At 33.2% G+C, this 12,685-nt stretch carries 10 protein-coding genes; 5 read left to right on the forward strand and 5 right to left on the reverse strand.

Annotation, left to right across the window (positions count from 1 at the left end; all coding sequences use genetic code 11):
• The first annotated feature begins 48 nt into the window (after nucleotides 1-48).
• Complete coding sequence (gene fliP, locus BKH44_RS03805; protein ID WP_095270210.1) at nucleotides 49-759, forward strand: flagellar type III secretion system pore protein FliP; 711 nt, start codon at nucleotides 49-51, stop codon at nucleotides 757-759.
• A 33-nt stretch (nucleotides 760-792) separates the two neighbouring features.
• Complete coding sequence (locus BKH44_RS03810; protein WP_219349881.1) at nucleotides 793-1,686, forward strand: site-specific DNA-methyltransferase; 894 nt, start codon at nucleotides 793-795, stop codon at nucleotides 1,684-1,686.
• A 5-nt stretch (nucleotides 1,687-1,691) separates the two neighbouring features.
• Here BKH44_RS03810 and BKH44_RS03815 read toward each other — a convergent pair whose 3' ends face one another.
• From BKH44_RS03815 to gatC, 4 genes are all read right to left on the reverse strand, one after another.
• A complete protein-coding gene (locus tag BKH44_RS03815; protein WP_219349882.1) occupies nucleotides 1,692-2,429 on the reverse strand; it encodes a hypothetical protein in 738 nt (245 codons plus the stop codon).
• A gap of 89 nt (nucleotides 2,430-2,518) precedes the next feature.
• Nucleotides 2,519-3,043, reverse strand: a complete 525-nt coding sequence (locus BKH44_RS03820; RefSeq protein WP_180674101.1) for a TaqI-like C-terminal specificity domain-containing protein — start codon at nucleotides 3,041-3,043, stop codon at nucleotides 2,519-2,521.
• Complete coding sequence (locus BKH44_RS03825; protein ID WP_095270212.1) at nucleotides 2,985-6,899, reverse strand: Eco57I restriction-modification methylase domain-containing protein; 3,915 nt, start codon at nucleotides 6,897-6,899, stop codon at nucleotides 2,985-2,987. The genes BKH44_RS03820 and BKH44_RS03825 overlap by 59 nt, the downstream gene beginning before the upstream one ends.
• Nucleotides 6,900-6,911: 12 nt before the next feature.
• A complete protein-coding gene (gene gatC, locus BKH44_RS03830) occupies nucleotides 6,912-7,193 on the reverse strand; it encodes an Asp-tRNA(Asn)/Glu-tRNA(Gln) amidotransferase subunit GatC (RefSeq protein ID WP_095270214.1) in 282 nt (93 codons plus the stop codon).
• Nucleotides 7,194-7,363: 170 nt separating this feature from the next.
• Between gatC and BKH44_RS03835 the strand changes: the two genes are divergently transcribed.
• The 3 genes from BKH44_RS03835 (at nucleotide 7,364) to BKH44_RS03845 (ending at nucleotide 11,961) form a co-directional block, all read left to right on the forward strand.
• Nucleotides 7,364-8,527 carry a class I SAM-dependent methyltransferase gene (locus tag BKH44_RS03835; protein WP_095270216.1) on the forward strand — a complete coding sequence of 388 codons (1,164 nt, stop codon included), beginning with the start codon at nucleotides 7,364-7,366 and terminating at the stop codon, nucleotides 8,525-8,527.
• A 79-nt stretch (nucleotides 8,528-8,606) separates the two neighbouring features.
• Complete coding sequence (locus BKH44_RS03840) at nucleotides 8,607-10,214, forward strand: MFS transporter (RefSeq protein WP_095270218.1); 1,608 nt, start codon at nucleotides 8,607-8,609, stop codon at nucleotides 10,212-10,214.
• 1 nt (nucleotide 10,215) lies between these two features.
• The gene (locus tag BKH44_RS03845) at nucleotides 10,216-11,961 is read left to right on the forward strand and encodes an amidohydrolase (RefSeq protein WP_095270220.1); all 1,746 of its coding nucleotides are present in this window, start codon (nucleotides 10,216-10,218) and stop codon (nucleotides 11,959-11,961) included.
• A 10-nt stretch (nucleotides 11,962-11,971) separates the two neighbouring features.
• Here BKH44_RS03845 and BKH44_RS03850 read toward each other — a convergent pair.
• The coding region (locus tag BKH44_RS03850) for a DUF1561 family protein (RefSeq protein ID WP_143428297.1) at nucleotides 11,972-12,685 on the reverse strand (714 nt) is incomplete at its 5' end.

A 12,685-nucleotide genomic window follows, 5' to 3' on the forward strand; every position in this document is an offset into this window, starting at 1 on the left:
ATTTGACAGGGAGTTTTTGTTTTGAGGTTAATATTTTTTATTGGGGTTATGTTTTTGATGATGGGTGTGGGTTATGGAGCTGAAACGATACCCACTGTGAACCTTTCTCTTTCAGCACCTTCTTCGCCTAAACAACTTGTTACTACACTTAATATTGTTATTATTTTGACTTTTTTAGTCCTTGCGCCTTCTTTGGTGTTAGTGATGACAAGTTTTACTCGTTTGATCATTGTTTTTTCTTTTTTGAGGACAGCCTTGGGTACTCAGCAATCCCCGCCAACACAAATTCTTGTTTCTTTGGCTTTAGTGTTGACTTTTTTTATCATGGAGCCAGTGGCTAAAGAAGGCTATAATTCAGGTATCAAACCCTATATGGATAATAAAATTTCTTATGATGTTGCGTTTGAGAAAACAATTGCTCCTTTTAAAGATTTTATGATGAAGAATACACGAGAGAAAGATTTAGCATTATTTTTTAGGATCCGTCATTTACCTAACCCTCAAAGTGTCCAAGATGTTCCCTTGAGTGTCCTTGTACCTGCTTTTATGATCAGTGAACTCAAAACAGCTTTCCAGATAGGATTTTTATTATACTTGCCATTTTTGGTCATTGATATGGTTGTGAGTTCTATTTTGATGGCTATGGGTATGATGATGTTGCCACCAGTAATGATTTCTTTGCCTTTTAAAATATTGATTTTTGTATTGGTAGATGGATTTAATTTATTAGTCGGGAATTTAGTGGCTAGTTTCAAATGATGATTGATAAGGTTGTTGGGAATTAGACTTAAAATGATTAAAAATATAAATAAGAAATTTCAAATATTCAATCAGGATTGTGCAGAAGGATTAAAAAATATTCCAGATGATTTTATTGATTTTATCGTTACAGATCCTCCTTATTTTATTGATGGGATGGGAGATGATTGGGATGACGAAGGATTGAATAAAAAGAAATCAAAATCAGGTGTTGTTGGTGGTTTACCTGTTGGAATGAAATTTGATAGGGAACAAGGCACAAGATTGCAAAAGTTTTTGGAACCTTTGAGTGTTGAATTTCATAGAGTGCTTAAGCCCGGAGGCTTTTGCATTGTTTTTTCGCAAGCTAGATTATATCATAGGACAGCAATGGCTCTTGATTTGGCAGGATTTGAGATAAGAGATTTGCTTGGTTGGAAATATGAAGGACAGGCTAAAGCTTTTTCACAAGATCATTTTATAAAAAAAGATAAAAAATTGTCTGAAAAAGAAAAAAAGGATTTAATCCTCCAAATGGAAGGATTAAAAACCCCTCAATTAAAGCCACAACTAGAACCAATGACTTTAGCACAAAAACCAAAAATAGGAACATTTGTTCAAAATTGGAAAAAATATGGCGTTGGATTATTGAATACAAAAGAAAGTTTAGATGGAAAATTTCCTGGAACTATCATGGAAGTTTCAAAGAGAGTTAGACAAAATGAATCAGATGAGAAAATACAACACATCACAATTAAACCTGTTATTTTAATTTCTCATTTGATCAAATTGTTTACCCAAAAAAATCAAATTGTTTTGGATCCATTTGCAGGAAGTGGATCGCACGGAATTGCTGCATTACAAAATGAAAGAAAATTTATCGGTTTTGAGATAGAAAAAAAATATTACGATATATGCTTGAGACGTTTTAATACATTAAAAACTTAGGAGTTTTATTCAATCTTTAAGTATTGTTTTAAAAAATTATATATATCTTGTTTGATGGATTTTGAAGTTGATTTTAAAAAGTTCAATACAACCCTCATCCCATCAGGAGTATCTGCTAGAGCGATAACTCTTCCAGTTTTATCATAAATCCATCTATTCCTATCAGGTCGATTACATATTTGACATTGCGGGATAATATTCCCAGCAATTAAATCTTTTTTTGGATTCATATGTCCTTGTTGGAGTTGAACAATTGTATTTTTTCTGATTAAATGAGGTTTATTTTCTTGTGATCCACAAACAGCACATCGCCAATTGTATTCTTTTTTAATCTTTTCAAAATCATCATTCATGATGCCAGTTTTTCGATTTTGAACATATGATGGATGTGGTATTTCCAAACTCATAAGATGATAAGTTCCTTTTGGTATTTTTATATTTTCTCCACGTGTTCCAGTTATGATATACCATCCTTTTTGCATTCCTAAGTGCCTTGCCTGTTGAACATCATTAGTGTCTGGATAGAATCCTCTGATAAAGTTTGTTAAATCTTGCTTGGATATTATTTTTGTATTAGGGTAGTCTTTTGCTAATAGAATTAATACTAATGCATCTTTTGTATATTTACCTTTTTTATTCTTTAATTTTGGGAGTATAACTTCATTTTTGGAGAGATAATTTGTGTGGTATTTTTTTATCAAATCATACAAATCTTCTATATCTTCGTCTGTCATTTTAGACATTTTTTTGATTCCCTAAAAATAATTTAAGGTAGATTAACATAATATTTTCAATCCTGAAGTGCCTGAGTTATGATTTAGGTTTTTATCCCTCATGATAAACTAGATTCAATGATTTGAATCTCTGTTTGATTCAATCCATAAAGTTCGTATATCAATGTATCGATTTTATTTTCTTCTTCAATGGTATCTGCTTGAGCATTTTTTTGTTTTGTTGATAAAATCTTTTGGGTCAATACTATGATTTTATCAATGGTATTTTGATTTTGGCTTGAAATTTTTGGGATTGGAAGGAGTTCAATATATTGTTTTATCCATCTGTATGCTCCTTCGCCTAACGAAGAAGCCAGATTCTTAATATAAAAATAAACAACTTTTGAATTGAGTAATGATAATAAATATTTATTTGCATTGGGGATAAAATAACAAGTTTGATTGATAAAAGCACCATCGTTATTCCAAACAAAACAAGGGGTTTTAGTCATTTCTGCCCATATAATTTTGCCCTCATATTCATAACTAAAATCTTGAGAATTTTTAATGAATTGATAAAATTTATCAATTATTTCTGCTCTCTCTCTCTCTCTCTCTCTCTCTCTCTCTCTCTGTAGAAGCAAATTCAGATTCTATCAAATCAATTTCTTTATCTGTTAGGTTATAAAGTTTATATATCAGATTATCTAATTGGATTTCTTGAGTGGAGGTATCTTTTTGTTTGGTTTTTGATTCTAGTATGCTGGTGGCTAGAGATTCTATCTCTTTGATTATCTTTTTATCTTTATGTTTTGGGATGGGTAGTCTTTCTACGAATATTTTTCTCATTTCATAGCCACTGGCTCCTAATGTAACCCCAATTTGTTTGAAATACCAAAAATTTGTTTTACAATTCAAAATAGCTGTGAGGTATGGGAGTCTATCCTTATTATCTATAGAGGACTCTGTGATAATAAAACTTTTATCGTTAGTCATAAAACCCTCTTTATCCAAGAAAGCTACAAATTCTTTTGCCATATTTGGGTAGATAATCTTTCTTTTATTGAAATCTTCCCAATAAGCACAATTCCTTAGGTTATAAGGTGTATTTCCTTTATCGGTTCTTTTGGTAATTTGTTCATCAAATTGATTTAAGTGTATTTTTATTGTAGGGTAATCATCAATATCAATCGCAGGGATTTTAATAAGTCCTTTTTTATAACCATTATGGGTTCCTATCACCCATTTTCCTGCCCATTCATAGCTATACCTTTTGATATCCCTTCCCCTTAAGATAGGCTTGATGATTTGCTCTGTCCTTTGTCTTTCGTTGAGGTAAATGATATTGTCTTTGTTGGTTTCTCCACTTTCCTCATATAAGATATATTCCCCATCCACATCGATAAAAGGTAGATTTGAAAGCTTTGAGTCATCACAAAGGCTTAAAATCTCATCTCTTTTGTCTGTATCAATGATAAAGGCTTCATTATAACCTGTTAAGATTCCACGATAAATCTTTATATCCCAATCTTTGAGTGGGGTGCCTATGGATTCTATCTTTTGTTTGATACCTAAAGTCAAAGGGTCTGAAAAGTTAAAAGATTCAGCTGAGAGGGCAGAAGTGTTTAAGGTAGTCTTTGAAAACTCTTCTATATCTTGTGCTATTATGGGTTTTTCTTTGATAGATATATAGTTAAAATCAACATTTTTAGCCACTTGCTTGGAAAAGCTAATGATTGAAGTGTCTACAGAAGCACTATCAAAGACTTTGATGCCATTAAAATCTACATAAGATTGGAGCTTGGTTTTTTCTAAAATAAAATTCCTAAGCCCTTTGCCATAGCCTGTTCGTACCCATTTGTTTGAAGTGATGAAGCTTAGAAGTCCTTTGTTTGAAAGGATTTTATAACCTTGTTCAAAAAAATAAGTGAAAATATCTGCTGTCGCAGTGTAGATTTCAAAATTTTTTTGGAGATAAGGTTTGAGTTCTTTGATGTTTTCTTGACGGATATAAGGTGGATTGCCAATGACCAAATCAAACCCGATGAAATCCCCTTGATTGTCTAAAATTTCTGGGAATTCAAATCGCCATTCAAAGCTTTTTGAAGTCTTAGTAGATTCTAAGAATTCAAAATCATTTTTGAGTTCTTCTAAGATTTTTTTTGCTTTTTTATCTATGGTTTTGGGTTCTGCATCTGTGAGAGTAGGTGTGAATTTGAAGTTATTTTCCCTAAATATTTTTATCATTTCCATCCCAAAAGCTTCTTTGAAATCAAAGCAGGCATCACCATATTCAAAGATAAATTTTGATAAATTTTTTTTGAGATTGGCAGTTTTTGGATGTTCTTCTATGAGGTAGTTTAAAAACATTGTTTTGATGTTTTGGATTTTTGTTAGGATTTGTTTCTTATTACTTAGGGCTTCTTTATATGAAGACACTTGAGTTTTGTAATCTTTGATGCTTTGTGATAAGTTATTTGAAAAGGATTTTTTTAGCCCTACTTTTAGTTTAGAATCAATTGGGAAAAAAGACACCAATGAATTCCCTTCTTTGATATTGATATCAATATTAGGCAATGTTTGAAGGGTTTTTTTATCAATATCTTTATAATAAGTGTATTTGAGCAATTCTATCCAAAGTCTTAGTTTGGTTATCTCACATGAATTTGGGTTGATATCCACTCCAAAAAGACAATTTTCTATTAATTCTTTTTTGGTATGAAAAAGGGATTTTTGTATTTTATGAGATTCTACATTCATATGGGCAGGCAAGCTGTAGTTAAAAATTTCATTGTTAGAATCTATAATGATTATTTCATCGTTATGGATTTCTAATTGAATATCTTTGAGTTTACGATAAGTCTCATCACATAAGATACCTAATTGGTATTTGAAAAAAATGAGTTGGTTGAGTGCAGAGACTAAAAAATGCCCACTACCGACAGCAGGATCGCAAATCTTAATTGTGTTAAAGATTTCATTGGCTTCTTTGATATCTTCAATTTTATTGTGTAAATCGGTGATATTTTTGCATTGCCAATTCTTTTTAGTATTGAATTTATTTAAAATAATTTCTTCAATGCTTGTTTTGCACATATAGTTGGTGATGAAGCTTGGTGTATAGAAACTTCCTTCTTTATAGCCATTTAGTTTCTCAAAGACTAAACCTAAAACACTTGAATTGATGAGCTTGTCCAGATTGATTTTTGTATGGCTTTGTATGTCTTTAGAGGTAGTTGTGAAGTCATAAGCGTTTAGGAAGGCAAATAAGTATTCTAAAAGTTCTAAAGAATCTTTTTGATGAGTAGTATTTTTTTTGAGGATGGAGTTTTTATAAAGGGTAAGGGGTTTGGATCTTAGGAATTTGATTTGTTTGTTGTTTTTACCAATATTTTGTTCATCACTTTCTAAATCTGTTTTTTCAAATAAAGAAGAATTGAGATAGGGTATAGAAGTTAGAGGAGCGGGGACATCTGTCCTACCATCTTCTTTTTTGGCTAAGACTTCAAAAAACAAAGCATTGAGGCTATCGAAATCAGGGATACTTTCTATATCTAAAAAAGGTTTTTGGATATGATTGAATGATAAAAGCATTGATTCTAAAAGCCTCAGGAACAATATACGGTTGTTCCAAGTGGTGAGGAGCGAAAAAATATCTTCAAAATCCTCATACCGATTAAACCCTAAATTTTGGACAATAGAATCTAAAAGGGTGTTTTTGACTTCACTTGGAGTGATGATGATTTTGCGTTCTTCTTGTTTTTCTTCTAAGCCTAGTATATAAAGGAGTTCGTTATAGAAATTTTGATTGAGTAAGTTTGCTTCAAAAGAAACCCTTTGTTTGAGTAGGAAAGTTGGACTCAAGATTTGATAAATCAAAGCAAGGTTTTCTTCATCTAGTTTTTCTCTTAAGCTAAAATGGGCATAAAAGATTTCAACTTCTAAATTATCTCTTAAATAAGCTTCAAGTTCATCATAAAATCTTTTAGTGCTAGTGTCATTGCCATGTTTGTTTTGGGTATCGTTGAAAAGTTTATGGATGGCTTTGTCTTTTTCAAAATATTTGTGGTATTCTAAAGCATCAACGATATAAAAAGACTCTAAATTACACAGAATAATATGTTTGATATGATTATTTTTATTGGTGATGGATTCTCTTAGGTAATACAAGATACTTTCATAGAAGGCTTTGGATTCTAAAGTCTTTGAGGAAGTAGGGAATTGTGCTTTGTTGTTAAAAGATTTTGCTTCAATGATGACTCTGACTTCATTGTCTTCAAAAATGGCTGCGTCAATTTTTTCTTTAGTATTGATAATATAGCCAAAGGTATTTTTTAAAAAGATATTGATGTTGTTTTTTTGGTGTTCTTCACTTTCAGATTTGTTGGTTTGTTTTAGTAATGAAAGTTGTTTTTTTAAGGATGTGATATTCTCTTCATTGGGGTAGGGGATTGAAAGATTTTTTAAAAAATCTTTCAAAGGGATTTGAGTGTAACGCATTACTAATAAGATTTATTCAATAATTTTAGGGACGATAAAATAACCTTCTTTTGAGCAAGGAGCATTCTTAAGTATATTTGAGCTTATGGAAGTATCAATTTGTTTGATATCTTCTCTAAGGGGTGTTGCAATGGGATAATCTTCATCAACATTATCAAAATCTAAATCTGAAATATTGGCAACAAAGCCTAAAATATCTCCCAAATCAATTTTAAGGGATTCTTTTTTATCTTCATCAATTTGTATCATCCCTAGTTTTTCTAATTTATTCAATACATCATCATCAATATTCATTTTTACTTCTTTAGAATTAATTGGACTAATCATTATATAATGATATTTCATAGAAGGCTATTATAACATAAATATTAAAAGTACTTAAAAGTTTTTTAGTGTATTTAGGGTTGAGAAGAGTTAGGTAAAGTGTTATAATAATAGGCAAATTTTTTTAGAAGGTCCCCAAAATGTTTTCAAAGTTTTTATTAAAAATGGCATTGAAGAGTTGGAAAATTGGTGATTATCAAATCCAATTTTGGGATGGAGAAGTTTATCAAAATGGCAATATGCCTTCTAAATTCACCATCAAAATCAACCGCCCACTTAAATGGAGTGATTTGAAAAAAGATATGTCTTTGACTATAGCAGAAGCTTATATGGATGGGGTCATTGATATAGAAGGTTCAATGGATGAAATCGCTAGGGTTTTATACCTACATACCAATTATAATGATTTGCACAAACACGATAATGCTAAAGCATTCCAAACTAGCATAAAAGAAAAATCTAATATTTCAAAACATTATGATTTGGGGAATGATTTTTATTCAATATGGTTGGATGAAACTTGGAGTTATTCTTGTGCATATTTTAAGACGCCTAAAGATACTCTTTATCAAGCTCAAATCCAAAAACTTGATCACACACTCAAAAAACTTGATCTTAAAAAAGGTGAGAAGCTTTTAGATATTGGTTGTGGTTGGGGTTGGCTTTCTATCAGGGCAGCTCAAACTTATGGTGTAGAAGTAGTTGGCATCACTATCAGTGAAGAACAATACAAAGCAGCTTCTATTCGTGTGAAAGAGGCAGGTTTAGAAGATAAAGTCAGTATACGTCTTTTGAATTATCAAGATTTAAGACCAAAAGAAGAATTTGATAAAGTAGTCAGTGTTGGTATGTTTGAACATGTAGGGAAAGAAAATATACCCCTTTATTTTAAAAAGGTCAAAGAGGTTTTAAAACCCGGTGGAATGTTTTTACTCCATTCTATAATGTGCTGTTTTGAGGGAGATACGAATGCTTGGATAGACAAGTATATTTTTCCAGGTGGTTATTTACCTTCTTTAAGAGAAGTCATTTCTATCATGAGTGAATGTGATTTCCATCTCCTTTTAGCAGAAAGCCTAAGGATACATTATGCAAAGACACTAGATTGTTGGTCTGAAAACTTCAAAAACAATTTAGACAAAATCCCTCAAAAATATGATCAAAGATTTATTCGTATGTGGGGATTGTATCTTGATAGTTGTGCGAGTGCTTTTAGGGTAGGGAGCGTGGATTTATTTCAGTTGCTACTAACAAATAATGTGAATAATGAATTACCATTGACAAAACAATATGTTTGGGAATGAAGGGAAAAATTTGAGTTATTAATTTTTTGTTAACTAGATTTGGAGTTTAATTGAAGTAAACTTTTTTAAAGATAATTTCATGCAAATAAATTTAGAAAAAAAGCCTTTTTGGTTACCCCTGATTATAGTTTGTTTAGCACAAATTGGTACTTCTGGTGATAATTCTGTTGTATCTTTATCAACACAACAATTCATCACTCATTTGGGTGCAAGTATGGACCAAGTACAACTTGCTAATATTGTTTATAGCCTTCTGACCGGTGCTTTAATGGTTTTTGGAGGGATGCTTGGCATTGCAAAGGGGTTTAAAAAGATCTTTTTGCTTGGTGCATTATTTTGTTTTTTTGGTGAATTGATTGTGGTTTTTGCCCCTGATATTTTTGTCATCACTTGGGTGGGCAGACTCATAATGGGATTTGGAGCTGCATTTATGGTGCCTAGCGTATTAGGGATCATTTCTTCATCTTTTGATGGAACAAAAAAAGTCTTAGCATTTGGTGCAGTGGGCAGTGCTACAGGTATAGCTGTTATTATTATGCCCTTGAGTGCAGGTATGATTATGGATACTTTAGGTTACAAAGCAGCTTTTGTTGCTCTGAGTATTTGGTTTTTAATCGTATTTGTTGGGGCAATAATATTTATCCCTTCTATCAAGCCCAATACAATGAAAGTTGATTATTGGGGGACTATTTTTACAGCAATTGGATTGGTTTGTTTTATTTTAGGGTTTTCAAAAATATCAGTTTGGGGATTAATAGAACCTTTAGATGCTCCTTTTGAAGTCTTTGGAATCGCTCCAAGCATTCCTTTGATTATCTTGGGTCTGGTCATCCTTGCACTCAATCTGTTTTATGAAAAATCCTTTGAACAAAAAAATGGTGTTGCCCTTATTCCTCAATCATTTTTAAAAACTCGTCAAGTTAGGAATGGCTTGTATGTAACAGGACTCATATTCCTTATTTTTGGAGCAGGATTTTTTCTTATCACTTCTTGGATAATGGTTGTGAGTGAGGGTACCAGTACTGATTCAGCCATTGCTATTGTATTTATGGCAGTACCAATGATTGTTTTTTCTTTCCTGCTTCCCAAAAAATTTGCATACCTTTCTCCCAAAATGGTATGCATGGTTTCTTCGGTCTTTTCTTTACTTTCCTGTATTGGTCTTTTCTTTGCATTTGAAGAAGGGGGTTACAATAGGGGATTAACCTATTTTTCACTTGTACTTTTAGGAATTGGTATGGGAGGATTTTCTTCTCAATCAGTGATGATTGTCGCCTCTGCTCTAAATCCCGCTGATGCGGCTCAAAGTGGAGGAATTCAGGCTTCAACTCGTAATATCTGGCAAGCAGCAGGTGTAGCAATCGTTGGAGCAGTGTTTTTATTTGGATTGAGTGCTACATTCAAAACCTCTCTTTTGCAAGCACCAATTTCTAGTACTATTAAAGAATACTTTGAAAGCCAAAAAGTCATTCCATTAGTCTCTTTAAAAACCATTAAAGATAAATTGAGTACTTACAATTTTGATGCTGATGAGACTAATAAGATTTTAGAAATATATAAACAAGATACTCTTAAGGCTGGTAGATATGCATTGATTGCATTACTCATACTCATATTATTGCATATTCCAGGATTTATGGGTCTCCCTACAAAAGGGTGGGTAGAAAAACCAAAAAAAGGAGCTTAAAATGCGATTTGACGATATTGCGTATGATTTAATTGATGTGAGTAAAAAAGTGGTTGTTTTTGGATCCAAAAAGGTTATCACTATGGATAAAACAAGACCTTATGCAGAAGCTGTTGGTGTTCAAAATGGTATCATTGTTGCGATAGGTAAAAAAGATAGTGTTATTAGAGGCTTAAAGGTTAGGAATATCTCTTTTGAAATTGATGATAGGTTTGAAAAAGGATATTTATATCCAGGTTTTAGCGAACACCATATGCATCCACATATAATGGGGGCATTTATGGAAGGAAGCAATTATATTGGCTTTACAGATAGGACAGCTGCGGATGGAAATATTTTACCAGGCATCAAAACAGTACAAAAGCTAAAAGAAAGGATAAAAGAACTTGTTAAAATCAATCAACAAAGACTTTCTAGAAGCGATAAAGAATGGCTAAACTGCTGGGGATATGATCCATTAATGCTTGGCGATGCTGATGTGGGAAGGGATATCTTAGATGAAGTGTGCAAAGATAATCCACTTTGCATTAATCATGCTTCTGGACATTTGATGAGCTTAAATTCTAAGGCTATTGAATTATCTGGGTATGATAAGCTCCCTGTCAATCCTAATCTTCCTAGATATGAAGATGGAAGGTTGAATGGCACAATTGAAGAGCCTGAAATGATGCATTATGCATTTAAAGCAGGTGCTTCACAATTGGATTATTCAGTACAAGGACTTGTAAGGGCAAGTGAAGTATCTACCCGAATAGCTAGATTGAAGGGCTGTACTTCAATCACTGACAAAGGAACAAATTTCCCACTCACTCCTAAAGATATGGCTTCAAAAGCTTGGTTGGCAGCAAGGGAACAAAATAAGCTTTTTACCAGAGTGAATATGGAAGTGTGGTTTAGTACGATTGATGTATGGGAATATGATGGTAAAAAAGGATGGGAAGCTATCAAGGAACTTCAAAAAAATAAAGACAATATGTTACGAGTTGGGAATCTAAAAATCTTAACAGATGGGTCTATACAAGGATTCACCGCAAATCTTTTGCCCAACTGTTGCTACATCAAACCTGGTAAAGAAAATGGTCTCTTGCAAGTGGATATTGACCATATTGAAAAGTATGTTAGGCTAGCAGAAAGTGCGGGAATGAGTGTATCTATTCATACCAATGGAAATGGAGCAACAGAAGCTTCAATACAGGCAATAGAAAGAGTGAGAAAAGACTCTCCAAGTATAGGTTATAGGCACAGTTTAGAACATTGCCAATTAGCTACAGAGAATCAATTTTGGCGAATGGCAAAGCTTGGTATTGAGGCAAATTTGTTTGCTAATCACATTTATTACTGGGGTGATGCACATGCTGCTTATACTGTTGGCGAACATGGTGTTAGGCATATGGATGCTTGTGCTTCAGCCTTGAGGTATGGGCTTAAGATTGGTCTGCATTCTGATGATATGGTGACAGAGGTTTCTCCTTTATTCGCAGCATGGTGTGCAACCAATAGAAAATCCCTTAGTGGGAAGGTATATGGTGAAGATCAGTGTATTTCTGTAGATGAAGCAATGCGTATCATTACCTATAATCACGCCTACCTAGCACATCAAGAAAATGTACGTGGGAGTATTGAGCTTGGAAAATGGGCGGATTTTACCATATTAGAAGAAGAGGCCATTGAAGAAAACAAAGAAAGGCTTAAGGACCTCAAGATCATTGGGACTGTGATTGGGGGCAATGATATTTTTATGAATTGATTTTCTTCTCCTATTTTGGATAGGCACATCTACCACTTTCACATTGATTTACAAGCGTACTGCTTGGTGATGCTCCACTCCCTCTCCTGTCTTCTCCTTCTCCGGTGCAATTATTTTGAGAAAAAGTTACACTCAAAGGTTCTTGGAATGTTCCGGTTAATTGTAATGTAGCAAATTCAGTTAGGGTTCTGGTCTCACGATTAGAAAGTCGTAAAAAGACGAGTTCAGGATCTGTTGTGTCTGAAACTGTATCAGTAAATTCAAATAGGCTCATTGTCGTTGTGTTTGTAGGGATGACTTTTAACCCAGCTGAAGATCGTAATATAGGAAGTGCATGTCTGCTTATACTTCCATCAGGGTGTGTATAGGTCATAAGTCCTATCCATATTGTTCCTGGTCTTTGGTCTAAAAGTGTGCGGATTGCAGCTAAAATATCAGAACGATTTGTAGAAGGTGCTGATAGACTCCAAGTGAAGTTAGGCAAGATGGATTGGGTAGTAGAGAATGCCACTCTTGTCGCGATCATAAAACTAGTATCGCTAGGATTTAAAGGCACACCATACCATTGGGGTGCATTTGTCATGATGCTATCAAGTGAAGGGAATCTCTGACGAAAAGATATGAAAGGATTGGTATTGGGTGCTGTATCAAAAAAATATCCTCCACTTTGTAAAGGAGTGCTAGAATAGTATTCTTGGAGTTCTGCTATCATTTGAAAGCTTTG

Source organism: Helicobacter sp. 13S00477-4, from assembly GCF_002272785.1.
Classification (GTDB): domain Bacteria; phylum Campylobacterota; class Campylobacteria; order Campylobacterales; family Helicobacteraceae; genus Helicobacter_J.

What these genes read in the sequence shown, in the direction of transcription:
- BKH44_RS03835 (WP_095270216.1), top strand. Translation starts at nt 7,364, where the DNA reads ATGTTTTCAAAGTTTTTATTAAAAATGGCATTGAAGAGTTGGAAAATT.
- BKH44_RS03815 (WP_219349882.1), bottom strand. Translation starts at nt 2,429, where the DNA reads ATGTCTAAAATGACAGACGAAGATATAGAAGATTTGTATGATTTGATA.
- BKH44_RS03840 (WP_095270218.1), top strand. Translation starts at nt 8,607, where the DNA reads ATGCAAATAAATTTAGAAAAAAAGCCTTTTTGGTTACCCCTGATTATA.
- fliP (WP_095270210.1), top strand. Translation starts at nt 49, where the DNA reads ATGTTTTTGATGATGGGTGTGGGTTATGGAGCTGAAACGATACCCACT.
- BKH44_RS03825 (WP_095270212.1), bottom strand. Translation starts at nt 6,899, where the DNA reads ATGCGTTACACTCAAATCCCTTTGAAAGATTTTTTAAAAAATCTTTCA.
- BKH44_RS03845 (WP_095270220.1), top strand. Translation starts at nt 10,216, where the DNA reads ATGCGATTTGACGATATTGCGTATGATTTAATTGATGTGAGTAAAAAA.
- BKH44_RS03810 (WP_219349881.1), top strand. Translation starts at nt 793, where the DNA reads ATGATTAAAAATATAAATAAGAAATTTCAAATATTCAATCAGGATTGT.
- gatC (WP_095270214.1), bottom strand. Translation starts at nt 7,193, where the DNA reads ATGAATATTGATGATGATGTATTGAATAAATTAGAAAAACTAGGGATG.